The sequence below is a fragment of the Staphylococcus saprophyticus subsp. saprophyticus ATCC 15305 = NCTC 7292 genome, assembly GCF_000010125.1.
GTDB lineage: Bacteria > Bacillota > Bacilli > Staphylococcales > Staphylococcaceae > Staphylococcus > Staphylococcus saprophyticus.
On record NC_007350.1, the window covers coordinates 2,007,301 to 2,033,071 of the forward strand.

At 34.2% G+C, this 25,771-nt stretch carries 21 protein-coding genes; 1 reads left to right on the top strand and 20 read right to left on the bottom strand.

Going from position 1 to position 25,771, the window contains the following annotated elements; genetic code table 11:
• Positions 1-107 precede the first annotated feature (107 nt).
• The 20 genes from SSP_RS09765 to fakB1 form a co-directional block, all read right to left on the bottom strand.
• Positions 108-953, bottom strand: a complete 846-nt coding sequence (locus SSP_RS09765; RefSeq protein WP_011303619.1) for a YitT family protein — start codon at positions 951-953, stop codon at positions 108-110.
• A gap of 238 nt (positions 954-1,191) precedes the next feature.
• The gene (whiA, locus tag SSP_RS09770; RefSeq protein ID WP_011303620.1) at positions 1,192-2,136 is read right to left on the bottom strand and encodes a DNA-binding protein WhiA; all 945 of its coding nucleotides are present in this window, start codon (positions 2,134-2,136) and stop codon (positions 1,192-1,194) included.
• A gap of 38 nt (positions 2,137-2,174) precedes the next feature.
• Positions 2,175-3,185 carry a gluconeogenesis factor YvcK family protein gene (gene yvcK, locus SSP_RS09775; RefSeq protein ID WP_011303621.1) on the bottom strand — a complete coding sequence of 337 codons (1,011 nt, stop codon included), beginning with the start codon at positions 3,183-3,185 and terminating at the stop codon, positions 2,175-2,177.
• The gene (gene rapZ, locus SSP_RS09780; protein WP_011303622.1) at positions 3,172-4,098 is read right to left on the bottom strand and encodes an RNase adapter RapZ; all 927 of its coding nucleotides are present in this window, start codon (positions 4,096-4,098) and stop codon (positions 3,172-3,174) included. Before rapZ ends, yvcK begins: the two co-directional genes overlap by 14 nt.
• A gap of 345 nt (positions 4,099-4,443) precedes the next feature.
• Positions 4,444-5,388 (bottom strand): thioredoxin-disulfide reductase, encoded by a 945-nt coding sequence (gene trxB / locus SSP_RS09785; protein ID WP_002483895.1) that lies wholly within the window; start codon positions 5,386-5,388, stop codon positions 4,444-4,446.
• A gap of 65 nt (positions 5,389-5,453) precedes the next feature.
• Positions 5,454-6,890 carry a tetratricopeptide repeat protein gene (locus SSP_RS09790; protein WP_011303623.1) on the bottom strand — a complete coding sequence of 479 codons (1,437 nt, stop codon included), beginning with the start codon at positions 6,888-6,890 and terminating at the stop codon, positions 5,454-5,456.
• A gap of 25 nt (positions 6,891-6,915) precedes the next feature.
• On the bottom strand, positions 6,916-7,392 hold the full coding sequence (locus SSP_RS09795; RefSeq protein WP_011303624.1) for an acyltransferase: 477 nt from the start codon (positions 7,390-7,392) through the stop codon (positions 6,916-6,918).
• A 9-nt stretch (positions 7,393-7,401) separates the two neighbouring features.
• Positions 7,402-8,238, bottom strand: a complete 837-nt coding sequence (lgt, locus tag SSP_RS09800; protein WP_011303625.1) for a prolipoprotein diacylglyceryl transferase — start codon at positions 8,236-8,238, stop codon at positions 7,402-7,404.
• The gene (hprK, locus tag SSP_RS09805; RefSeq protein WP_011303626.1) at positions 8,235-9,176 is read right to left on the bottom strand and encodes an HPr(Ser) kinase/phosphatase; all 942 of its coding nucleotides are present in this window, start codon (positions 9,174-9,176) and stop codon (positions 8,235-8,237) included. Before hprK ends, lgt begins: the two co-directional genes overlap by 4 nt.
• Before the next feature lie 303 nt (positions 9,177-9,479).
• Complete coding sequence (gene uvrA / locus SSP_RS09810) at positions 9,480-12,317, bottom strand: excinuclease ABC subunit UvrA (protein WP_011303627.1); 2,838 nt, start codon at positions 12,315-12,317, stop codon at positions 9,480-9,482.
• Positions 12,318-12,322: 5 nt separating this feature from the next.
• A complete protein-coding gene (uvrB, locus tag SSP_RS09815) occupies positions 12,323-14,305 on the bottom strand; it encodes an excinuclease ABC subunit UvrB (protein ID WP_011303628.1) in 1,983 nt (660 codons plus the stop codon).
• 332 nt (positions 14,306-14,637) lie between these two features.
• Positions 14,638-14,868 carry a CsbA family protein gene (locus SSP_RS09820; RefSeq protein ID WP_041784833.1) on the bottom strand — a complete coding sequence of 77 codons (231 nt, stop codon included), beginning with the start codon at positions 14,866-14,868 and terminating at the stop codon, positions 14,638-14,640.
• A 5-nt stretch (positions 14,869-14,873) separates the two neighbouring features.
• On the bottom strand, positions 14,874-15,515 hold the full coding sequence (locus SSP_RS09825; protein ID WP_002483903.1) for a YfbR-like 5'-deoxynucleotidase: 642 nt from the start codon (positions 15,513-15,515) through the stop codon (positions 14,874-14,876).
• A 393-nt stretch (positions 15,516-15,908) separates the two neighbouring features.
• The gene (locus SSP_RS09830; RefSeq protein ID WP_011303629.1) at positions 15,909-16,862 is read right to left on the bottom strand and encodes a COG3942 and LysM peptidoglycan-binding domain-containing protein; all 954 of its coding nucleotides are present in this window, start codon (positions 16,860-16,862) and stop codon (positions 15,909-15,911) included.
• Between the two features lie 374 nt (positions 16,863-17,236).
• Positions 17,237-18,359, bottom strand: a protein-coding gene (gene prfB, locus SSP_RS09835) for a peptide chain release factor 2 (protein WP_100217404.1) whose coding sequence is annotated in 2 segments (ribosomal slippage) — positions 17,237-18,286 and positions 18,288-18,359 — 1,122 coding nt in all. Because the reading frame shifts where the segments join, the coding sequence is not laid out codon by codon here.
• Positions 18,360-18,571: 212 nt separating this feature from the next.
• Positions 18,572-21,103 carry a preprotein translocase subunit SecA gene (gene secA / locus SSP_RS09840; RefSeq protein WP_011303631.1) on the bottom strand — a complete coding sequence of 844 codons (2,532 nt, stop codon included), beginning with the start codon at positions 21,101-21,103 and terminating at the stop codon, positions 18,572-18,574.
• A 301-nt stretch (positions 21,104-21,404) separates the two neighbouring features.
• Positions 21,405-21,977, bottom strand: a complete 573-nt coding sequence (hpf, locus tag SSP_RS09845; RefSeq protein ID WP_011303632.1) for a ribosome hibernation-promoting factor, HPF/YfiA family — start codon at positions 21,975-21,977, stop codon at positions 21,405-21,407.
• A gap of 66 nt (positions 21,978-22,043) precedes the next feature.
• Positions 22,044-22,715, bottom strand: coding sequence for a ComF family protein (locus tag SSP_RS09850; RefSeq protein WP_011303633.1), 672 nt, complete (start codon positions 22,713-22,715; stop codon positions 22,044-22,046).
• Entirely contained in the window at positions 22,708-23,976 is a 1,269-nt protein-coding gene (locus SSP_RS09855) for a DNA/RNA helicase (protein WP_041784834.1), read from the bottom strand. Before SSP_RS09855 ends, SSP_RS09850 begins: the two co-directional genes overlap by 8 nt.
• A gap of 90 nt (positions 23,977-24,066) precedes the next feature.
• The gene (gene fakB1, locus SSP_RS09860) at positions 24,067-24,930 is read right to left on the bottom strand and encodes a fatty acid kinase binding subunit FakB1 (protein ID WP_002483910.1); all 864 of its coding nucleotides are present in this window, start codon (positions 24,928-24,930) and stop codon (positions 24,067-24,069) included.
• Positions 24,931-25,098: 168 nt separating this feature from the next.
• Here fakB1 and SSP_RS09865 point away from each other — a divergent pair, with 168 nt between their 5' ends.
• Complete coding sequence (locus tag SSP_RS09865) at positions 25,099-25,740, top strand: YigZ family protein (protein ID WP_011303635.1); 642 nt, start codon at positions 25,099-25,101, stop codon at positions 25,738-25,740.
• Positions 25,741-25,771 lie beyond the last annotated feature (31 nt).

Consider the following 25,771-nt stretch of genomic DNA (forward strand, 5'->3'; position numbering starts at 1 on the left):
AAAGCCCTAATTCAACTTTAATTATTGTTGATGGGACTTAATTAAACTTAACATTAAAGAAACGATATTTCGGTATTGAAACCGAAATATCGTTTTTATTTTGCCTCTTAATTCATATTTATAAAGGTACTGCCTAAAACATCACGCACATCGTGAATCACTAGGAATGTATTTTCATCCACTTCATTTACCAGTTTCTTGACCCTTGTAACTTGTGATTGCGGTACAACGACGTACAACATATGTGTTTCTGACTTTCCATAACCACCTTTACCAGTTAATATGGTTGACCCTCTACCGGTAAACGCATTGATTTTATCACTAATTAAATCACTTTTGCTTGAAATCACTGTAACTGCTTTTTTCGGATTGAAACCTTCGATAACGAAGGACGTGGCACGTTCCGTAACAAATAACATAATAATGGTAAACAGCACATTTTCTAATGGTAGTACCATTAAGAATGAAAGAACAACAAGTGCATCTAGTATAAAAATACCTTGTGACGTTTTGATCTCGGAGTATTTATTCACAATTTTCGCAATGACTGATGTACCACCCAGTGTACTACCAGTAGAAATTACTAGCCCTGCACCGATACCAATCACAGCGCCCCCAAATAAAGAATTAATAACAAAATTATCTACACCTAGATTAATATTTTCAGTTAAATGTAAAAATAGAGACAACGCAGTGTTGGAAATAACGGTGTAGACCGCTACCGTTTTACTTAAAAATTTCCACCCTACAAATACGACAACGGTATTGATAATAAATGAGGTCCACGCTGGCGATAAACCGAATGCATACATAAGAGATAATGATATCCCTACTGTGCCACCATCACCTAGATTTGATCCAAGTAAAAAACAGTTTACACCAATCGCATTTATGAATGTACCAATTAAACAGAATATAATGTTTTTATAATGCTTGTTTATTAAATTTTTCATAAATACCCTCCCTTTTCACTATTTTATTATTGTGGTTTATAAATAAAATGTTCAATATTCATCAAGTAATGCCTAAATATTAAAAAAGACACCTCCATGAGGCGTCATTAATTGAAATTCATACTTTTCATTATATTAGCATATTTATTTTATGTGTGACTAGAAGAAATTCAATTTACACTTAATTCTTTTTCAAATTAAGAGATAACCATGCAAAACAGATGATACATCTTATGTGCTATAGTTCGATAGGCTCACCGCTTCTTAATTTATCAGCCATCTCATTTAACTTTCTTAATCTATGATTCACACCAGATTTAGATATTTTTCCCGTCGACATCATTTCACCTAATTCTTTTAATGAAACTTCTTGGTGCTCAATTCTTAATTTTGCGATCTCACGCAATCTATCTGGAAGGTTGTCTAAACCAATTTCTTTATCAATTAAATGTATACTTTCTACATGTTTCATGGCTGCACTTACAGTTTTATTTAAATTGGCTGTCTCACAATTAACCAATCGATTCACAGAATTTCTCATATCTCGAACAATACGAACGTCTTCAAATTTCAAAAGTGCTTGATAACCACCTATCAAACTTAAAAAATCGGATATTTTTTCTGCTTCTTTTAAGTAAGCAATGCTGCCTTTCTTACGTTCTAGATGTTTTGCATTTAATTCATACGCATTCATTAATTGTGTGATACCTTCAGAATGATCTTCATATAACGAAAAAACCTCTAAATGATAAGATGACGTTTCTGGATTGTTAACAGAACCACCAGCTAGAAAGGCACCTCTCAAATAACTGCGACGCATTTCATCATCATGAATCATAGTTTCATCGATTTCATGGGTAAAGACACCATTTTTTAAAATACCTAAATCATCTAATATTTCTCTGGCTCTTGCCTTAATACGACAAATATAGATATTATTTTTTTTCAATTTCATTTTCTTGCGTACGAGTAGTTCCACTTCCACATTAAACACTTTTTTTATTAACGAATAAATCCGTCTTGCTGTTGTTGCATTTTCGGTTTGAACGTTAATAACAAACTGTTGATTGGATAGACTGAGTGCACCATTCATTCGAATAAGCGCACTGAGCTCTGCTTTTGCATTTTCTTCATCTACTTCAATTCTAGTAAGTTCATTTTTCATATCTGATGCAAAGCTCATGATTCAATCAGTCCCTTCTTATAAGTTTATTGTCTGGCTTATTCGTTATGATCTTTATTATGATCTTTATTTCGATTAAACTCAATTGTCGCCGTTTCTCTCATAGCGATTTCATAGATCATTTTTGAAAGTACTTCAGTGTTATGGCGCACGTAATCTTCTGAAGACACTTCTACTAAATCAGGATGTGTAAAGACTTTAATATTCTGTGCTTCCATATCTGTCGTGTTGCATTTTACAGGTTCTGCATTTTCTTCTCTATAGCGTTCTAATACATTACCGTGAAAATTTTGCGTGCTACAAATAACATAGTTAATACATTTCGCACCCATGTGATCATGGATAGCATTGACATGATCGACAGCAGAATAATTATTCGTTTCACCTGGCTGTGTCATTACATTTGAAACATACAATTTAGGGGCATCTACTTTAAGTAATGCATCTGCGATACCTTTTACGCATAAATTTGAAATGACACTTGTATATAAAGAACCTGGCCCCATAACAATTAAATCTGCCTCTTCAATCGCTTCAACTGCTTCTTCCATCGGTTTTACATCTTCAGGTTCTAAAAATACACGTTCGATTTTTTTATTTTTTTTTGGAATCTTAGACTCGCCATATACGATTTCTCCGTCTTCCATGACTGCATTTAAACGCACACTTGTATTAGTAGACGGAATAACACGACCTCTAATATTTAAAATCTTACTTAATTCTTTAACTGCATGTCCAAAATCATCCGTAATATTCGTTAACGCGGCAATCAGTAAATTGCCAAGCGAATGACCTTCAACTTGGTTTTCTTTAAAACGATATTGGAAAAGTTGTTCTAAAGTTGACTCAGTTTCACTTAATGCAGAAATTACATTTCTTATATCTCCCGGTGCAGGTATATCCATTTCATTTCTTATTTTTCCTGTGCTCCCACCATCATCGGCAACTGTGACAATTGTCGTAATATCTATTGGGTAATCTTTAAGGCCTCGAGCTAAAACGGATAAGCCTGTACCGCCACCTATTAGTACAAGTTTAATTCTTCTCATCTTTATGTTTCACGCCACTTTCCACATGTGCATCCCTGTGATGCACATACACATTGTAATCAAAACTTTCGTTAAGTTCTGCTCCGATACGTTTGGCTAATGCGACTGAACGGTGTTGACCACCAGTACAACCGATTGCGATAACCAGTTGTGATTTACCTTCTTTTTTATATCCTGGTACCATAAATTTCAATAAATCTATTAATTTTTCATAAAATATATTTGTTTCTTTCCATTTCATAACATATTTATAAACCGCTTCATCTTCTCCTGTGAGTGGTCTTAATTCATCAACATAGTGTGGATTCGGTAAAAATCTCACATCGAATACTAAGTCTGCATCCATTTGAATACCATGCTTAAATCCAAAACTCGTTACATTAATATTAAATGTTTGTACATTGCTCTTATTGAAATAGTCACCAATGCGTTTACGCAATTCTTTTGGTTTCATTTGCGTCGTATCAATCGTATAGTTCGCTAGACTTTTAATTTCTGTTAATAACTCACGTTCTTCATTTATCGATTCTATCAATGAACGTTGTCCATTTCCATTTAACGGATGCGCACGTCTTGTTTCTTTATATCTAGAAATTAAACGCTCATTAGATGCTTCCAAGAACATCATATCCACAATCACATCAGAGTTACTTTTAATTAAATCCATTTCGTGGATTAATGATTTAAACAATTCTTTCCCTCTTAAATCGATTGCAATTGCAACTTTTTGTAATGATGGATTACCTTGCCCCATCAATTCTACAAATTTAGGTAAAAGTATCGGTGGTAAGTTGTCTACACAGAAATAACCGATATCTTCTAGACTTTGAATGACTACAGATTTCCCAGCACCTGATAAACCTGTAACGACTAATAATTCACTTTTTACTATTTCTTTTTCATCCGGTTGCATCTTTTCACACCATTCGTTGATTTATTTAATCATAAAATGTTACTTCGTTGTTAACAGTTCATATTTTAAAGTGATGTGATTCATTTCACTTCAAATAAGTCTAACAATCTTATGCTATCATATTTCATTTTACATGAAAAAGGTCTTAGGTAGTAGCATTATCACTTTAATATTGAAGTTAGCTGTGGCTGCAATTTAACTCCTATAACCATAAGACTTCAATTATAAACATAGATAAATATATATCCTTATGTAAAAAGCTAGAGCACAATGCTTTCAGTTATATCTGAGCATCATGTTCTAGCTTTAACTAAATTCTATTATACAACACAATCACACGATTGATTATGCTTCTATTGTATCTTTGATGTGTTCAATATATGCGATAGCACTTTGTGCTGCAATACTACCATCACCTGTTGCAGTAACGATTTGACGTAAACCTTTTTCACGTACATCGCCTGCTGCGTAAATACCAGGAATGCTTGTACTCATATCTTCATTCGTTAAGACATAACCGACTTCATTTGTAATACCTAAATCTTGGAAAGGTACTGTCAGTGGTTTCATACCAATATAAATAAATACACCATCCGCATCTAATGTTTGTTCAGAACCATCTTTTGTTGATTCTAATGTGACTGATCCTACTTTACCATCTTTGTCGTTAATTGTTTTTAGTGTGTGGCTCCAGATAAAATCAATTTTTTCATTTTTAAATGCGCGATCTTGTAATATTTTTTGCGCACGTAATTCATCTCTACGGTGTACAATGGTTACGCTATCCGCAAATTTTGTAAGGAATGTGCCTTCCTCAACGGCTGAATCACCGCCACCAATAACAAATAATTTTTTACCTTTAAAGAATGCACCATCACAAACTGCACAATAACTTACACCACGGCCACCAAGTTCTTGTTCACCTGGCACACCAATTTTTTTATATTCTGCACCTGTTGAGATAATAACTGCATGTGCAGTGATTACTTTATTTCCTAGGTTCACTTCTTTATATGCGCCTTTATCTTCGATTGATTTAATGTCACCATATTGATATTGTGCACCAAATTTTTTCGCATGTTCAAACATTTTTGTAGATAAGTCCGGACCTGTTACCATTTCAAATCCTGGAAAGTTTTCAACTTCTTCCGTATTTGCCATTTGTCCACCAGGCATGCCACGTTCTATCATTACAGTACTTAAGTTTGCGCGAGATGCATAAACTGCTGCAGTCATACCTGCTGGGCCTGCACCAATAATTGCAATATCAAAATCCACTTGTTCAGCCATTTTAATTGCCTCCTGTTTACTAATTCAATATGCGAAGTATATATGATTTCTTGCATTTTATAAACTTATATGCTCACTAAATAATCTATCGTCTTATTTAAACGGTAAGATGAAATTTTAAACCAATCTAAAACTTGTTGCTTTGTAACTTTGATTTCAGAATGACGAAAATACATATATACAAATGCAGCAACATAATCACTAACATTTGCTAGGTCAACTTTTTCCGAAATGATCGCTTCTGCTTGATCAATCCATACTATAAATAAATCTTCATTATTTTTCAATGCCTCAATATCATAAAGCATTAACATGCCTTTGTGAATAAAATCTAATTTGTTTAATTTTAAATCTTGAATTAAATAAGTCAAATAGAGTTTCTCATAATCATTCATAGATTCTAGTACACCCCAAATTTCTTGGGTTAAGAGTACTTCACGGCCCTTTAATTGGTTTAATAAAAAGATGCCATATAATCTATGGTGGCTATTATCATTCAACAATAACGGCAATACTTGTTGGTCAAAATACGCTTTGCTCTCTTCAATAACCCAAGGTGCATGGCCAACATCAACTTTAGAAATTTCTTGTAATTTTGTCCAAAAGAATTTACTTTCTTCATGATTGCCTAAATGATAATGATTATAGCTGAGTGCATTATACATTTGAATCGAAAGGAACTTTCCTCTTCTATAAAGTGGTTGTAGAATCTTTTGCGAAGCTTCATATTGTTTTAAATAACAGAGCACGATACCTAATTTAAATGACTCATCTTCATTCATCGGCATTACTTTGTTTAATATTTTTAAGTAGCGATGATATTTTTCACTATCATTCGTGTTGTATAGCAACAATGTATAATGACATAATGCATGCACATCTGTGTTGTCCTCGCTTAATAAACGTTCAAACATTTCTTTAGCAGTTTCGTATTCGTTTAAATATAAATAACACATTGCTAATAAATTACGTACGACGCGGTGTTCTTGAATGTCAGTACTTTGATTTAAAATAAAATTTCGAGCCTCTGGTAAGCGGCCTTGTGAAAATAAATATTGGAAAATAAGTTGAATCGCAAATAATTTACTTTCTGTCTCTATTTTTTCAGGTGTATGATATGAGACTTCAAACATTTCTTCAAGTTCTTCTTTATAATCCTCATCACCAGATATTGTTACATAGTTAATACCAAATAAAAATGCTTTATTGGCTTCATTCATCGTTATATTTAACTGGCTTAATTGAAAATAACTTTCTTCAACTTCTTCACCTTGTGCAATACTTTCATAAAAAAGATGTTCAGCCTTGCTACCTATACCTAAACTAACTAAGCACTCCGAATATTTTACTTTTGTTTCAAAATCCTGAGGTGACATTTCAAGCACTTTAGCGAAGTAAGATGCCGCTTTTTTATATTCTTGTTGATGAAATTTTTGATCTCCTAATTTTTTATAAAATTGACTATCTAATTTCATTGGTATTACATTGTCTTTATGCGCCATCCATCGTCACCTCCTAAATGTTTCTTTATTTTATTATTTGTATGGGATTCCCATACGCTAATGCATGATCTGGAATATCTTTGGCTACAATAGAACCCGCACCAATCTTAACATGATTACCAATGGTAACGCCTGGTAGGATGGTCACATTTGCACCAATCAAGGTATGATCCCCAATTTTCACAGGGCCTGTAGTAAATGCATCTACTAAAAATTCATGTGTTAAAATCGTTGAATTATAGCCAATCACACAATTTTTACCAATCGTGATGTATTCAGGATACAATAAATCAGGAACTACTTTGAAAGCGAATGCTGTATGAGCCCCGATATCCATTTTCAATAATTTACGATATGCCCAATGTTTTAATTTCACATTAGGCAAATAACGGCAAACTTCAATAATTAACGTTTGTTTAAACATTTTCATTCCTTTGACAAAACGATACATATGCCATAAAGGATTTTTACCTTGAACTTGTTGTTTCTTTAAATTACGCATAAATGACTATCACTTCACTTCTTTACTTGGCCATGATAATGGACCAACAGCTTTATAACGTGGCGCATCATATTTAACACGTCTAACAATCATTATGACGACACCTATTATGATTAAAATAATGGACATTAATTGGGCAATTCGGATATCACCTGCAAGCATTAAACTATCCGTACGCATGCCTTCTACAAAGAATCTGCCAATGGAATACCAAATTAAATAGAGACAGAAGGTATCACCAATACGTAAGTGTTTTCTTAATAGAATTAAGATAACAAATCCTAACACATCCCAAATAGACTCATAAAGGAATGTTGGTTGATAGTATTTTCCATCAATATACATATTATTAATTATAAAGTCAGGAATATGTAAGTTTTCAAGGAAAGATTTAGAAACTGTGCCCCCATGCGCTTCATGGTTCATAAAGTTTCCCCATCTTCCAATACCTTGTCCTAAAATCATACTTGGCGCAATCACATCACCAATTTGAAATGGATTAATATTTTTTTGTTTACAAATAATAATACCCGTTACGAATCCACCAATAAGACCACCATGTATGGCAATACCACCCTGCCAAATCATTGGGATTTCAATTGGATGTTGTACATAATACGGCCACTGAAAAATAACGAAATATATTCTAGCAATAATAAAACCAAATATGGCACTCCAAAATATAATATCGACGAGTGTGTCTTGATGGAATCCAATACGTTTCACGCTTGCTTGTGCAATAAAGTAACCTAGCAGTATGCCCATAGCAATAATAATGCCATACCAACGTACTGAAATCGGTCCTAATTCAAACGCAATCGGATCGATATAGCTTAACGTCATCATTGATTATTCCCCTCACTATGATTACCATTACGCAAAATTTCCGCATTTAAACGCTCATTAAATTCTTCTGCTGTATTGATACCCATGATATTCAGTCTATAGTTCATCGCAGCTACTTCAATAATCACCGCCACGTTACGACCTGGTCTTACTGGAATGGTTTTTTTCGTTATTTCTGTGTCTAAAATACGTAATGTTTCTTCGTTTAGCCCTACACGGTCGTATAGTTTTTCTTTATGCCAATTTTCTAAGTGAATATTTAAACGCAGGCGCTTCTCAGTCAGAATTGAACCGGCACCAAATAAAGTCATAACATTTATAATGCCTAGTCCTCTAATTTCTAACAAATGTTCAATTAATTTAGGTGCACGACCTGTTAATTCATCTTTACTAATTTCTCTGATTTCAACATTATCATCAGCTACAAGTCTGTGACCGCGTTTGATTAATTCCAGCGCTGTTTCACTTTTACCTATACCAGAATCGCCTGTGATTAACACACCAACACCGTAAACATCAACAAGCACACCATGCAATGAAGTCGTTCTAGCGAGTTCATGCTCTAAAAAGGTAGTCAAACGACTCATCAATTGAGTTGTGGCAATTGTGGACGTGATCAATGGCGTTTCGTTTTCTTTCGCAGCTTCTATAAGTTCTTCCGGAGGTTCTAAATCTCTTGTCACTATAATCGCTGGTGTTTCTGGACGACATAATTTTCTCATACGTCCTTTCCGTTCTTCATCAGGCAATAAATTATAGAAAGATAACTCAGTAGTTCCTAATAATTGAATACGGTCAGAGGCATAATGAGAGAAATAACCTGCCATTTCTAAACCCGGTCTTGATATATCAGTATTTTTAATTTGTTTATTTAAACCCGCTTCACCTGTGATTACTTCAAGCTTAAAGCGTTCTACTAAACTCTGTGTAGTTAACATGCGTTCACCTCTATCATTCTTTCTTCTGCATTTGTACTATGTTCATATCATATCAAAAAGAACTGATAATCTATATTAAAAAGTGCAGACGAAGTATATTTTAATATATGCCTTATATAAATTATATACGATATTTCTTATTAAAAGCTGATTCATTTTAAAATTAACGATAAACTTAACATTTTATGTTTGCGACATGTTATCAAAGGTTAACAATCACAAAAAAGCTCTTGCTTCACACGCATGTAACATGGTGTCGCAAGAGCTTTGTTATGCTGTTGGAAAATAGATACGGTACAATTGCTATTGTTTTACCGTGTCTCTTTCTAAGGCTGGTTTTAAATATTTACCAGTATAACTTGCTTCTACTTCTGCAATCTGTTCAGGTGTACCCGTTGCAACAACAGTACCTCCACCGTCGCCACCTTCTGGACCTAAATCAATAATATGGTCTGCCATTTTAATGACATCTAAATTATGTTCAATAATAACCACGGTGTCACCATTCTCAACTAACTTGTTTAAAACTTTCAGTAATCTACTGATGTCATCCACATGTAAACCTGTTGTAGGTTCGTCTAGTATATATATGGAGCGTCCTGTTGAACGTTTGTGTAATTCTGATGCAAGTTTCACACGCTGTGCTTCACCACCAGATAATGTTGTCGCAGGTTGACCTAATGTAACATAACCTAAACCAACATCTACTAACGTTTTTAACTTACGATGAATTTTCGGAACATTTTCGAAAAATGCCGTCGCTTCTTCAGCAGTCATCGCTAGGATTTCTGCAATATTTTTCCCTTTATAAGTTACTTCAAGCGTTTCACGATTATATCTCGTGCCACCACAAACTTCACACGGTACGTAGACATCTGGTAAAAAGTGCATTTCAATTTTAATGATACCATCGCCTTTACATGCTTCACAGCGACCGCCTTTAACATTAAAACTAAAACGACCTTTGGTATAACCTCTGACTTTAGATTCATTTGTTTGTGCAAATATATCTCTAATATTATCAAAAACCCCAGTATACGTAGCTGGATTTGATCTTGGCGTACGTCCAATAGGCGATTGATCAATATCTATAATTCGGTCTAATTGATCTATACCATTAATTTCATCATATTCACCTGGTTTCACTTTAGATTTATTGATTTGTTTCGCTAAAGATTTATAAAGCACTTCATTAACTAAAGTACTCTTACCAGAACCTGAAACACCCGTTACAACAGTCATCGTTGATAATGGGAAATCTACATCAATGCCTTTTAAATTATTACTACGCGCACCTTTAACACTAATTTTGCGATCAGTAATGTCTCTTCTTGCTTCTGGCACTTCAATGCGTTTTTTGCCGCTTAAATATTGTCCGGTTAAAGAGTGTTTGTTGCTCATAACTTGTTTAGGTGTACCACTTGCAACAATCTCACCACCATGCTCACCAGCGCCAGGACCAACATCCACTAAATAGTCTGCTGCACGCATGGTATCATCATCGTGTTCAACAACGATTAACGTATTACCTAAATCACGCATTTCTTTTAAAGTGCTAATTAATCTATCGTTATCTCTTTGATGTAAACCTATGGATGGTTCATCTAATACATATAAGACGCCAGAAAGTCTAGAACCAATTTGAGTTGCTAGACGGATACGTTGCGCTTCGCCACCAGATAAAGAGCCAGATGCACGATTTAAAGTTAAGTATTCTAGTCCTACATTATATAAAAATTCTAATCTAGAATTAATTTCTTTCAATATTTGATTGGCAATTTTTTGGTCTTGTTCTGAAAGCGCAATATGATTATAGGCATCTAATGCGTCTTTAATTGAACGCTCAACGATGTCACCAATATTTTTCCCATCTACATAAACTGATAAAGCTTCGCGACTTAAACGTTTACCATGACACGTTTCACAAGGTAACTCAGTCATGTACTTACTCATCATTTCTCTTACTAATTCAGAAGGGGAATCATGGTATCGTCTACTGATATTATTTATAACACCTTCAAACGCCATCGTACGTTTACGAGATTGGCCGTTACGTTGCGTAAATGTGAAGTCTATTTCTTTACCTTTAGATCCGTATAAAATAATATCTTTTTGTCTGTCAGTTAATTTTTTAAATGGTTTGTCCATGTTAATTTTAAACACTTCGCACACGCGTTTTAATATCGTAGGATAAAAATCCGAACTCGATGATTCCCAAGCAACGATTGCACCTTCATTTAAGGTTTTACTCGTATCTGGTACGACTAACTCTAAATCAACCGTTAATTTCTGACCTAACCCATCACATGTAGGGCAAGCACCAAACGGACTATTAAAACTAAACATACGTGGCTCTAACTCACCAATTGAAAAACCACAAATCGGACAAGCATGATTTTCTGAGAACTTCAATTCTTCACCGTCAATGATATCGACAATGAGCGTTCCTTCTGACAATTGTAACGCCGTCTCAATGGAGTCAGCTAAACGCGTTTCGATACCCTCTTTGACAACAAGACGGTCAACTACTACCTCAATTGTATGATTTTTATTTTTATCTAAGGCTGGTACTTCATTGACATCTAATATTTCTCCATCAACACGTACACGTACATAACCTTTTTTTGTTATATCGTCTATCAGTTTTTCTTGAGCGCCCTTTCTATGAGAAACCACAGGTGCTAAGATTTGAATTTTAGAACGTGCTTCTAATTTCATCACTTGGTCAACCATTTGTTGAACTGTTTGTGATTCTATTTCAATACCATGGTTAGGGCAAAAAGGTTTACCGATACGCGCATATAGTAAACGAATATAATCATAAATTTCTGTGACTGTCGCCACAGTAGATCTTGGGTTTTTACTAGTTGTTTTTTGATCAATTGAAATCGCTGGTGATAAACCTTCAATCGTATCGACATCCGGTTTATCCATTTGACCTAAAAATTGTCGTGCATAGGCACTGAGAGATTCAACATATCTGCGTTGACCTTCTGCATATATTGTATCGAAAGCAAGTGATGACTTTCCTGAACCGGAAAGCCCTGTCATAACTATTAATTTATCTTTTGGTATTTCAATATCTACATTTTTTAAATTGTGGGCACGTGCCCCTTTAACTACAATGGATGGTTGCTTCATTTGTGTCACCCTTCTGCTTTTAATTCAAATAGCATATCTCTAAGCTCTGTGGCTTTTTCGAAATCTAAATCTTTTGCGGCTTGCTTCATTTCTTTTTCTATATTTGCAATTGTTTTTTCGCGTTCTTTCTTCGTCATTTTCTTCGGTACTTCTGTTTGTTGTTGCTCATTTGTTTCATCGTTTTCAACAGTAGCACTAATCACGTCATGTATTTTTTTATTAATTGTAGTAGGCGTAATGTTATGTTTTTCATTATATGCTTCTTGTATCGTACGACGACGTTCCGTCTCATCTAACGCATAGCGCATGGAGTCAGTAATTTTATCTCCATACATGATAACTTCCCCGCGACTATTACGTGCGGCACGTCCAATTGTCTGAACAAGTGATCTTTGAGAACGTAAAAATCCTTCTTTGTCAGCATCTAAAATAACAACAAGAGACACTTCTGGTATATCAATACCCTCTCTTAACAAGTTAATTCCAACAATGACATCATACGTACCCATTCTTAAATCTCTAATGATTTCTATACGTTCGAGTGTTTTAATTTCAGAATGCAGATAATTTACTTTGATGCCTGCTTCTTTTAAATATATCGTTAAATCTTCACTCATTTTCTTAGTCAACGTTGTAACAAGTACACGCTCATTTCGATCGATTCGATCCTGTATCTCACCAAGTAAATCATCAATTTGATTTTCTGTAGGGCGCACCTCAATCTTAGGATCTAACAGACCGGTTGGACGTATGATTTGTTGAACCATCTCATCTGTATGCTCAAGTTCAAATGGTCCTGGTGTGGCTGAAACATAAACCAACTGTTTCGTTTTTTCTTCGAATTCCTCGAATTTTAAAGGTCTATTATCTAGTGCACTCGGCAAACGGAATCCGTGGTCAACTAATACTTGTTTACGAGCACGGTCACCATTATACATACCTCTAATCTGCGGCAAAGTTACGTGCGACTCATCAATCATGACTAACCAGTCATCTCCGAAATAATCAAGTAATGTATAAGGTGTTGACCCCATAGGACGTAATGTTAAGTGAACGGAATAATTTTCTATACCCGAACAGAATCCCATTTCTCTCATCATTTCTAAATCATAATTGGTACGTTGCTCTAAACGTTGCGCTTCTAACAATTTATTTTCTGCATTTAATTCAGCTAAACGTTCTTCTAATTCGTTCTCAATTCTTTGAATTGCTGATTTCATTTTTTCTTCACGTGTTACGAAGTGAGATGCTGGGAAGATTGCAAAATGATCGCGTTCTCTTAATACTTCTCCAGTTAAGTAATTCACTTCACGAATACGATCAATCTCATCACCAAAGAATTCTACACGGATACACATTTCTTCTCTAGATGCAGGGAAAATCTCAACGACATCCCCTCTAACTCTAAATGTACCGCGTCTAAAATCTATATCATTTCTTGTATATTGGACGTCCACTAATTTTTTAAGTAATTCACTTCTATCCATCTCCATGCCAGCACGTATACTAACGACTAAATCACGGTATTCTTCTGGATTACCCAAACCGTAGATACAACTGACACTGGCAATCACAATCACGTCATCTCTCTCAAACAACGCACTGGTAGCTGAATGTCGTAACTGGTCAATCTCATCATTGATTGAAGCGTCTTTTTCTATAAAAGTGTCAGTTGAAGGCACATAGGCTTCTGGTTGATAATAGTCATAGTAACTTACAAAGTATTCCACTCTATTTTCAGGAAAAAATTCTTTGAACTCACTATATAATTGGCCTGCTAAGGTCTTATTATGTGCGATAATCAGTGTTGGTTTACCAACCTGTTTGATTACATTACTCATCGTAAATGTCTTACCAGTACCAGTTGCGCCTAATAGCGTTTGGTGTCTTTTCCCTTCATTAACACCATTTACAATTTTTTGAATTGCTTCTGGCTGATCCCCTTGAGGTTCAAATTCAGAATGCAGTTTGAACGGATAATGTTCCATGGCGACACATGCCTCCTAATTAAGTCTATATCTCTTATTTCGAACCTATTACAATTTGTTTATCTTAAAACGTTCATATATTGATTCTTTACATATCATTTATTCAGATGAATGGTTCTATACTCGTTATATATATTAACAGATTTATGAATACAAAAACAAACATTTGTTCGTAGTTTTAATACTTCTTTTTATAAAGAAAAAACAAACATAGTATGTCACCATGTTTGCATCCATTTGATTTTATATCATAAAAACTTCTTTTTTTTGAAGTTATATTATTATAAATCTCTTATTTAATTATAGCAATTAGGTTGCTCAATGCTTATTATTCAATCATCATCTTTTTTATGCAACTCTAATTGGTCGATGATAAGATACCCCGCTAATAATGAAACGACATCTATGAAAATGATCCATTCATTATGAAAGAACCCCTTTTCAACTGATACACCTATTAAAATTAAAGTCAATATTGTACCTACCCATTTGCTTCTTGTTAGCACACTGAATAATATAACAAAAACACATGGGAAAAAGGATGCCAATATATACCAAATCATGGAATTCACCCATTCCTATTATTTAAAATTGCCATTGTTGTTTCACGCAATTCAGATCTTGGTATGAATTTCTCTGTTAGCATCTCTGGGATGATATTCTCGATAAAATCTTGAACTGAGCTAAGATGATCAAATTGCATGATTGTCTCTAGTGACATTTCATAAATTTCAAAAAATAACTGTTCTGGATTACGTTTTTGTATTTCTCCGAAAGTTTCATATAATAAGTCAATTTTATCAGCAACCGACAACAATTGTCCTTCTAAGGAATCATCTTTACCTTCTTGTAATCGCTCACGATAAATAGCTTGATATGGCTCTGGAATTTCCTCATTTATAAAATGGTCTACCATTTCTTCTTCTACTTGAGAAAATAATTTTTTCAATTCTCCACTTGCATATTTCACCGGTGTCTTAATATCGCCAGTAAATATTTCGGCAAAATCATGATTTAATGCTTTCTCATATAAACTTTTCCAATCGACTTCATTACCATGATATTCCTCTACAGTACCTAAATATTGAGCGATTTTTGTCACTTTGAATGAATGAGCAGCGACGTTATGCTCAAAATATTTAAATTTACCCGGCAATCTAATTAATTTTTCCAAATCAGATAAACGTTTAAAATATTGATGTACACCCATGACATCGCCTCCTAGTTTATTAAAAAATGATTATTCTTGATTTTATAATATCATTCAACGCGTTAAATGTCTTATCAATATCATTGAAAAATAATAATCATTTAATTTAACTCATATAATAAAAATAGGTTATATTTCAACGGTATAGTTATCAATGATTTAGGTATAGTCTGGGCGTAGTACAAAAATATTGGATTTGTTTCTATGGCGTTGGTGATTGATGACGCATCAAAAACGATGCAGCTTGAAATACTGCTATAATCGTTTGTTTAAGCTACTCTGCTTGTTATCTATACATTAAAAGTTCGAGATATTTCCTCATATCCCGAACTCTTATTTCGATAGCGTCACTTCAAATCAAATCATTTTTCTTCACAGAAGGATAGATTTTTTTTAGTGAATATAATTATATTGGCCTGTGTTATGGATTGTTCTATATGATTTTTGACCTACACCTTGCCAATTCATTTCAGATACGACAATTGAACCATCTGCATTTTTACTTTCAACAACACCTACATGACCATAGTTGCCTGCAGTACTTTGGAATATAGCACCTACTTCAGGCGTGTTGTTCACTTGATAGCCACTTTGCTGTGCTGCTGAAGCCCAATTATTCGCATTTCCCCATAAGTTTCCAACTGATTTCCCTAATTGTTGTCGACGATCAAAAGCATAATATGTACATTGACCCCAATCATAATAGTTACTACCGTTAGAAGCGTGTGACACTGGGCTATACTGATAATTTGAAGTTACCTGTTCATTTGCAGTTGTATTCGAAACTTGCTGTCTATCCGAAGCGGAATAATCATTGTTCTGCCATGTTTGCGTTGCACTTGGCGTGATATTCCCTGACGTACGCACATTACGTATAGTATTGTTTTCTGCTTTATTGCGTTCGTCATCATTTATTTGTGCTGTTGGTTGAACTGCTTCATGACTGTTAAATATTTGCTGTAATTGGTTATTAAGATGCGCTGAACCTTTTTCTGATACCGCAACTAATTGACCTGGATAAATGACTTCACCTAAATTTGGATTCAATTGATACAATTGGTTCATTGTCATTTGATGTCTTTCAGCAATTGCTTTAATCGTATCTCCATCCTTAACTTCTACAATGTCAGAATCCGGTAATACGATGGTTTCCCCAACTTGAACATAGTCTCTATTCTGTAAGTGATTTAAATTTTGTATTTCTGTCGTAGTAGTTGCAAATGTTTGTGCTATATCTGTCAATTTAGCATCTTCTTTTACTGTGTGTATTTGGTCTGCTGATGCAACATGATTCATACCAAAAAACAAGGCTGCCGAGGTGATAGAAAATGTTAAACCTTTCTTCATTAAGTTTTCATCCTTTACTGTCTTAATTTTAATCAAACATACTATAGCATAATAAAAACAAAGATTTTCTATTGTTATGGTTTTGTAACATAACAGTCAACTTTATATTTCAAACACCTATATTACAAGTCGATAAATACGCCACAAACCTTGCCATTAAAGTATTTAACATGTTTGAGATGATAGATTTCAAAACTTACTCGTAATATTAAAGATTGCATTTTACATATTTAATTAAATATTTATCTATCCTTTATCAAACAAAAAGAGCCAGATCACAATCTGAACTTTTAATAAGATTGCGCGCTGACTCTACATATTTAAATATATCTTTCTTATATTATGTTTCATTAAAATAGCTGTTTAATGGCTACTTAACCTTCATTTTCATGTTGATCCATTTGACTGCGTAAGAATGCTTCAATAAATGGACCAATGTCGCCATCCATAACAGCATCTACTTTACCCGTTTCTTCGTTTGTACGGTGATCTTTAACCATAGCATAAGGATGGAATACGTAAGATCTAATTTGACTACCCCAGCCGATTTCTTTTTGCTCACCACGAATTTCTGCCATTTCTTGTTCTTGCTCTTCAATTTTTAATTGATATAGTTTAGATTTCAATGTTTTCATTGCTGCTTCTCTGTTTTTGATTTGTGAACGTTCGTTTTGGTTATTTACTACGATCCCTGTTGGATGGTGTGTAATTCTAATCGCTGATTCAGTTTTGTTAATGTGTTGCCCACCAGCACCAGAAGCTCTAAACGTATCGACTGTGATATCATCTGGATTAATATCAATTTCAATCTCAGTATTATTGAATTGAGGTATAACATCACATGATGCAAATGATGTATGTCTTCGACCAGATGAATCGAAAGGTGAAATACGCACAAGACGATGCACGCCTTTTTCAGCTTTTAAATAACCATATGCGTTATGTCCCTTAACGATCAGCGTCACACTTTTAACACCTGCTTCGTCACCAGGTAAATAGTCCGCAATTTCGACATTGAATCCTTTCTGCTCACAATAACGTTGATACATTCTCAAGAGCATATTCGTCCAATCCTGTGACTCTGTACCGCCTGCACCTGGATGTAATTCCATGATGGCATTATTCGCGTCATAAGGCCCATCAAGTAATAATTGTAACTCGAACTGATCTAATTCATTTTTAAAATCTTGAACGCTTTGCTCTAAATCTTGCTTCATCGTTTCATCATCTTCTTCGAGTAACAAAGCTCTCGTAGTATCCATATCTTCAAGTTCAGACTCTAATGTTCTATATGCATTCACTACTGATTTTAAAGCATTATTCTTATCAATAACGTCCTGAGCCTTTTCTTGGTTATCCCAAAATGTTGGATCGGTCATCATTTCTTCATATTCTTGTATGTTCGTCTCTTTTGCTTCTAAGTCAAAGAGACCCCCTAAGTTGTTCTAGTTTTTCATTATACGTATCTATATTACGTTTTATCTCTGACAATTCCATCATGCATCTCTCCTATGATTATTTGAATGAAATAATAAACTATAACGTATTTCATTTATTTGAAGTTAATAACTCTATTCTACAGAAGTTTGCGGTTTAATTACAACTTTATCTAATTCAAATAAATACCTAACCAAACTTAATTACAAAATAAAACCGAAAGTTAATGACTACTCATCAAAACTTCCGGTTTTATAACCTGTCACTATGAACTATGCACCGTGACAGTTTTTATATTTTTTCCCGCTTCCACAAGGGCAAGGGTCATTTCTACCAATATGTTCATCTTTCACATAAGGTTCTGCTTTAGCTTTTTCTTTACCATCTTCGGCTGAAACGTGCTCTGCTTTACCAAAGTCTGTTGTTTTATCTCTTTCAAGATCATCTTCTACTGAAACAACCGATTTCAAGATATACTTACTAACATCTTCTTCGATATTTTGCATCATCGTATCGAAAAGTTGATGACCTTCATTTTGATAATCGCGTAAAGGATTTTGTTGACCATAAGAACGCAGATGAATACCTTGTCTTAATTGATCCATCGTATCAATATGATCTGTCCAATGCGTATCTATAGAACGAAGTAAAATCATTCGTTCAAATTCATCAAATTGTGTTCCAATTTTTTCTTTTTGGTCTTTTAATGCAATTTCAACTTTATTCCAAACGAATTCGAAGATATCCTCGTTGTCTTTACCTTTAATATCTTCAACTTTTATATCGCCTTCATTTAAGAATACATCGTCTACATAGTTAATGAATGGTTCATAATCTGGATCGTCCGCTTCTTCATTTACATAGTAGTTCACGCTTCTTTCAAGTGTTGAGCGTAGCATGTCATTAACTAAACCACCACTTTCATCACTATCGATGATACTATTACGTTCACCATAAATAATTTCACGTTGTTTACGTAAAACATCATCGTATTCAAGTACACGTTTACGTGCGTCGAAGTTATTACCTTCAACACGTTTTTGCGCAGATTCAACCGCACGTGAAACCATTTTAGATTCAATTGGCGTAGAATCATCCATACCTAAACGGTTCATCATGTTTTGCAAACGTTCTGAACCAAAGCGCACCATCAGTTCATCTTGAAGTGATAAGTAGAAACGACTGTCCCCTTTATCACCTTGACGTCCTGAACGACCACGTAATTGATCATCAATACGACGTGATTCATGACGTTCTGTGCCGATAACAGCTAAACCACCAAGTTCTTGAACACCATCACCTAGTTTGATATCCGTACCACGACCAGCCATGTTGGTAGCTATAGTTACTGCGCCTCGTTGACCAGCACCTGCAACAATATCGGCTTCACGTTCATGGTTTTTAGCATTTAAAACATCATGACGCACACCATTTTTCTTCAATAAATTTGAAATGTATTCACTGGTTTCAACTGCAACTGTACCAAGTAATACCGGTTGGCCAGCTTTATGTTTTTCAATAACGTCTTGAACAACTGCATCAAATTTACCTTTTTGGCTAATATAAATTAAGTCTGGTTTATCAACACGTTGCACTGGTTTGTTCGTAGGAATTTGTGTAACCGTCATATTATAAATGTTTCTAAACTCTTCTTCTTCGGTCTTCGCAGTACCTGTCATACCAGATAACTTATTATACATTCTGAAATAGTTTTGGAATGTGATTGAGGCCATTGTTTTAGATTCATTTTGAATTTTCACGCCCTCTTTAGCTTCAATCGCTTGGTGCAAGCCTTCAGAGAAACGACGTCCAGGCATTGTACGACCCGTAAATTGGTCTACAATAAGGACTTCACCTTTATTAACCATGTAGTCAACATCTCTTTGTAATGTCACGTGCGCACGTAGTGCCGTATTGATATGACTGATAACATCTACATTATTTACATCATATAAATTATCAATTTTAAACATGCGTTCTGCTTTATCGATACCTTGTTCAGTTAATTGTACCGCTTTTGTTTTTTCGTCATAATTATAATCATCTTCACTCTTAAGCATTTTTGCAAACACATTTGCTTGTGTATAAAGTGATGTCGATTTCTCTGCTTCACCAGAAATAATTAAAGGTGTACGTGCTTCATCAATTAAGATGGAATCAACCTCATCGATAATCGCAAAGTTTAATGGTCTCATTACACGTTCTTCTGCATAATTTACCATGTTGTCACGCAAATAATCGAAACCTAATTCATTATTTGTACAATACGTAATATCACACGCATATGCTTCACGTTTTTCAGTAGTTGTTTTACTATTTAAATTTAAACCTACAGAAAGTCCTAAAAATTCATACAGTTCAGCCATTTCTTGACTCTGAACACTTGATAAATATTCATTGACTGTTATGACATGTACACCGCGACCAGTTAACGCATTTAAATATACGGGCATTGTCGCTGTCAACGTTTTACCTTCACCTGTTCTCATTTCGGAAATATCGCCGCCATGAATCGCGATACCACCCATAACTTGCACTTTGTAAGGAATCATATTAAACACACGTTTTGACCCTTCTCGTACTAGTGCAAATGCTTCCGGTAAAATATCATCCAATATTTTGTTTTGTTTTTTTATATCTTCTTCGCTCTGTAATTTTTCTTGGAATGCGCTTGTTTTGGCTTTAATTTCTTCATCAGTTAATATCGACATATCCTCTTCAAGTGCAAGGACCTTGTCGGCTAATTTACCAAGGCGTTTTATTTCTTTTTTATTGCCATCTGCAATTTTTGATAAAAAACCCATTCTGTTCGCTCCTTTAGCTTTTTAACTCTTCGCTTACAACAATTTATGATATCATTTATAAGCTTAAATTTACACTTATTGACTTGTCTAAAGTGTCTTACATTGAAATTATATTTCTTGTTCACTTACATTTCTATTTATTTTAAAATAATTGATTATAATCTTGTTCAATAAAAATATACACAAATAGCTATATCACTTTCAAATTATTACATAGTAACATAGCAAAAATTAAGCGTCCACGATTTAACATCATCGTGAACGCTATAGTATAAATGCTACTTACCTTACATTAAACGTCTTATTCAGTTGTTTCAATCAAACCATATTTTCCATCTTTTCTTTTATATACAATACTAGTACCGTCTGTTTCACGATCCGTAAAGATGAAGAAATCATGTCCTAATAAATCCATTTGAAGCACTGCTTCTTCAGAATCCATTGGTTTCAAACTGAAATTTTTTGCACGAATAATTTCGATTTCATTATCCGCTTCATTTTCATCATTTTGAATTTCAACTGCTTCTTTTTCTTCTGGTAGTGAAGCAAATGCTTCTTGCTCACCACGATTTCTATTTCTACGATTTACACGTGTTTTGTATTTTCTAACTTGTCTTTCAAGTTTGTTATTAATTAAATCAATACCTGCATACAAATCATCGTTACGTTCTTCAGCTCTTAATGTAACCTTTTTCAATGGAATTGTTACTTCGATTTTAGTAGCTGAGTTTTGATACGTTTTCACTTTAACGTGTGCTGTTGCATTTGGCACATCATTAAAATAACGCTCTAATTTACCAATTTTCTCCTCAATATAGTTGCGAATCGCATCAGTAATAGTGAGGTTCTCTCCGTGAATTTCAAATCTGATCATAATCATCGACTCCTTTAAAACCTCTATATTGGTAATATTGCTTACTAATATAATACCACGTTTAGTCTACCGTGCAAACGTAAACACATCGAATTTTCTGATTTTTCTAACATATACTTTTTCAATCGCATGATGAACCGTTAAGCCAGTAGTATAAATGTCATCCACAAGTAAAATACTTTTATCTTCTAAATTGATATCTTTTGATACTTCAAATGGATTATCAAGTCGCGCTCTATGTACCTTGCCTAATAATGATTGTTTAGGCCTCACCTTAGTTTGAAGTATAGATTCATATGGTACTCGCAGTTTATCTAACACACAAGTAACTGGATTAAAGGTGCGATTGATATCTCTTTCTACAGGAGATGGAATTGGAATAATTAAATCGTAAGACTGTTTCGGTAGTGTGAGTTGTTCTGCCAAAATTTCACAAATTGCTACATCTTTTAACAATTTGTATTGATGTATCAGTTGTTTCACTACGCCTTTATATTGATAATTACAATATAATTGATTCATTAACGGAAATTTAGCAGCTAAGAACGCACAATCTAGACATTTATGCTCCCCTTGATCAAGTTTTTTTAGACATTTTGAACAACGACCTTCCAATACGATTTTGTTTTCTTCCCATAGTTCTATACAATTTACACACATCTTTACAGGTTTTTTATAAAAATTAAGCGCATCGAACATTTCTGTTAACTTGGCATCACATTGTATACACCTAGCCATCAATCCACTCCTTTTTTAGTGCTAACTGATTCATATCTATAATTGCTTTTCGAGCTTTTAACATAGGTAAAGTAATACCTTCATGTAAAAATAATACGAGCCCTGTTGGTTCCTCTATCTTTCTTCCAACTCTACCAGCAATTTGTATTAACGCACTCTTATTAAAATTTTGGCTATTACAGACGATGACATCTAATTTGGCCATGGTAAATCCTCTTTCTAATATTGTTGTAGTAAAAATGACTTGGTATCCCCCATTTCTTAAAGCTTTAACTTTTTCAAATCTTAAGGCATCTTCGCTATATACATAAGTTAATGACGTTATTTCCTTTTTATAGCGATGATATGCTGTTTTCATTAAATTGATATTATCGAAAAACACGAGTGTATAACGCTCTGTTAAGATTTGTTTTTTTAGTATCTTCAGCAATGCATATTGTATTTTATGTTGCTTTAATTTGAAATATTTAAAACGCGGTACAGGCAATGGCTGTCTATGATATCTCGCAGGTAGTGTGATGACATCAGACGGATTCATCTTCTTTAATAAATGTCTAGGCGGTGTGGCCGTCATAAATATATGACAGTGTGTCGCTTTTGATGCATGAGTAATCGCTTCTTGTAATGAATGATCCATTACTAATGGAAATGCATCTACTTCGTCAACAATAATTAAATCAAAATGATGCTTGAATCGATATAATTGATGTACGGTTGAAATGATAAAGTGCCCATCAAAGCGCTGTGTTTGACCTTGGTAAAGTACATCAATCTGTTCTGAAGAAAATGCCTTTTTAATTCTCATACTAATTTCTATCACAACATCTACCCTTGGTGATACAATCGCGACATTATCCCCTCTACTACGCGCATAATGAATACCTTCAAATATCATTTCTGTTTTTCCAGCACCAGTGACTGCATATAAAATTTTAGTTTCATAATCTTTAATTGCCTTTAGAATTGCTATCGATGCAAAATTTTGTTGTTCAGACAGTTTGAAATCTAACTGATATATGCCCTGAGACGCAACATTTTTAGATTTTGTAATAAAGATTGGCTTTACATTATCCATTCTTCCTAAATTGATACAATTTCTACAATAAACTATCTCTTTTTTTAATATAGTTGAATAATAATTATAAAAATGACGCGGTTCTTTCGTATGACATTGCATACACTGCCATTGATTATGTTTTTTTATAATGCCAGTTGAAGTCTTATCAATGATTTCATCGGTCAGTAACGTTTTATCTAACATAAGTCTACCATAATATTTTATTTGCCTTACCTCCAAAAAAAGACATGTAACACCCAATAGGCGTGACATGTCTCTAATTTATTCATTAATTTAATCTGTGCGAATGGTACTTCCAATATACCCTAAACCAATACCACCAGATCCTAAATGTGCAGCAATGACTGGTCCAAAGCTAGAACGATAAATATTGTACTGAGGATAGTTAGTTTCTAATTCTTGTTGAATCCAATCTGAATCTTCAGGAATATCACCCTCAATTACAAATAACGTAACTTCATCTAGATTTTTGACTTCATTTATCACTTTTTCAACCATTTTACGCAAAGCACGTTTTTTAGTTCTTACTTTTTCATCTGGAACAATTTTGCCATCTTCGAACTTTAACACTGGCTTCATCTTCAACATCGTTCCAATCCAAGCTTGCGCACCTGTAATTCGACCACTTTTTTGTAAATTTTTCAAATCATCTACCATGAGTACTGCACCTGTTACTTCACGGATTGCATGTAATGCTTCAATGATAGCTTTAGGCTCATAGCCTTGTTCAATCATTTCTATCGCTTTAAGGACATATCCACCTTCAACCATCGCAGCTAACTTAGAATCAAACGTATGGACATTAATGTCTGAGACCATTTCACCTGCTTGTGTCGCAGTTTGATAGCACCCACTGATTCCAGAAGAAAGAAATACACAAATGACATCTGTATAGCCTTCTTCGCGAAGTTGCTCGAAATTCTCCAGAAAATCTCCAATTGCAGGTTGGCTCGTTGTTGGAATTGTAGCTGAGGTCTTCATACGTTCATAAAATTCGTCTGTTGAAATGGATGCATTCTCAACATAATTCTCACCACTATCAAATGTGACACTAAGTGGTGCAACTTTGATATTATATTTGTCTATTAATGTTTGAGATAGGTAACTCGTTGAATCTGTCAAGACAGCAATCTTCATCCTAATCCTCCTCAATTATACTCACAACTATGATACCTTATTTTCAACCAAAAGAAAATTTATTTTTACATTTATGCTTGTATTCAATACAGTGTATAATACAAAGGTAGTGATGATAATAAAAATTATTACAATGGATAAAATCTATAGACATTTGGAGGGTTACACATGGAAGACACAATTATAACGATAAAAGCAGAACATATAATTGAAAATGTAATCAATAAATCTCGTTTTATTGCACATATTAAACCAGTAGAATCAGAAGAAGATGCGAAAGCCTTTATTAATCAAGTGTCTACAAAACACCGTGAAGCAGCACATAATTGTTCTGCATATACAATTGGCGATCAAATGAATATACAAAAAGCCAATGACAATGGTGAACCAAGCGGTACTGCTGGCGTACCAATGTTAGATATTTTAAAAAAATTAGAAATACATAATGCTTGCGTGGTTGTTACACGTTATTTTGGTGGCATTAAACTAGGTGGCGGCGGCCTTATTCGCGCTTATAGTGGTGCCGTTAGAGACGTTATTTACGATATTGGTCGTGTAGAACTTAAACCCGCTATACCTACAACTGTAACCATTAATTATGATTTAACAGGGAAATTCGAATATGAACTTGAAAGCACGTCCTATTTATTACGTGATCAAAGTTATACAGACAAAGTAAGTTATCAAATAGATGTTGTCGCGTCTGACTATGATGAATTTATTGCATTTTTAAATAGAACAACGTCTGGTAATTATGATTTAGTAGAAGGCGAAGTCATGAGGTTACCGTTTGATATACCAACAGATTAAATATAAATGATAGATATATGTCTTATTTTAC

Coding starts and splice junctions, on each gene's coding strand:
- SSP_RS09765 (WP_011303619.1), bottom strand. CDS start 953: ATGAAAAATTTAATAAACAAGCATTATAAAAACATTATATTCTGTTTA.
- whiA (WP_011303620.1), bottom strand. CDS start 2,136: ATGAGCTTTGCATCAGATATGAAAAATGAACTTACTAGAATTGAAGTA.
- yvcK (WP_011303621.1), bottom strand. CDS start 3,185: ATGAGAAGAATTAAACTTGTACTAATAGGTGGCGGTACAGGCTTATCC.
- rapZ (WP_011303622.1), bottom strand. CDS start 4,098: ATGCAACCGGATGAAAAAGAAATAGTAAAAAGTGAATTATTAGTCGTT.
- trxB (WP_002483895.1), bottom strand. CDS start 5,388: ATGGCTGAACAAGTGGATTTTGATATTGCAATTATTGGTGCAGGCCCA.
- SSP_RS09790 (WP_011303623.1), bottom strand. CDS start 6,890: ATGGCGCATAAAGACAATGTAATACCAATGAAATTAGATAGTCAATTT.
- SSP_RS09795 (WP_011303624.1), bottom strand. CDS start 7,392: ATGCGTAATTTAAAGAAACAACAAGTTCAAGGTAAAAATCCTTTATGG.
- lgt (WP_011303625.1), bottom strand. CDS start 8,238: ATGATGACGTTAAGCTATATCGATCCGATTGCGTTTGAATTAGGACCG.
- hprK (WP_011303626.1), bottom strand. CDS start 9,176: ATGTTAACTACACAGAGTTTAGTAGAACGCTTTAAGCTTGAAGTAATC.
- uvrA (WP_011303627.1), bottom strand. CDS start 12,317: ATGAAGCAACCATCCATTGTAGTTAAAGGGGCACGTGCCCACAATTTA.
- uvrB (WP_011303628.1), bottom strand. CDS start 14,305: ATGGAACATTATCCGTTCAAACTGCATTCTGAATTTGAACCTCAAGGG.
- SSP_RS09820 (WP_041784833.1), bottom strand. CDS start 14,868: ATGATTTGGTATATATTGGCATCCTTTTTCCCATGTGTTTTTGTTATA.
- SSP_RS09825 (WP_002483903.1), bottom strand. CDS start 15,515: ATGGGTGTACATCAATATTTTAAACGTTTATCTGATTTGGAAAAATTA.
- SSP_RS09830 (WP_011303629.1), bottom strand. CDS start 16,862: ATGAAGAAAGGTTTAACATTTTCTATCACCTCGGCAGCCTTGTTTTTT.
- secA (WP_011303631.1), bottom strand. CDS start 21,103: ATGGGTTTTTTATCAAAAATTGCAGATGGCAATAAAAAAGAAATAAAA.
- hpf (WP_011303632.1), bottom strand. CDS start 21,977: ATGATCAGATTTGAAATTCACGGAGAGAACCTCACTATTACTGATGCG.
- SSP_RS09850 (WP_011303633.1), bottom strand. CDS start 22,715: ATGGCTAGGTGTATACAATGTGATGCCAAGTTAACAGAAATGTTCGAT.
- SSP_RS09855 (WP_041784834.1), bottom strand. CDS start 23,976: ATGTTAGATAAAACGTTACTGACCGATGAAATCATTGATAAGACTTCA.
- fakB1 (WP_002483910.1), bottom strand. CDS start 24,930: ATGAAGATTGCTGTCTTGACAGATTCAACGAGTTACCTATCTCAAACA.
- SSP_RS09865 (WP_011303635.1), top strand. CDS start 25,099: ATGGAAGACACAATTATAACGATAAAAGCAGAACATATAATTGAAAAT.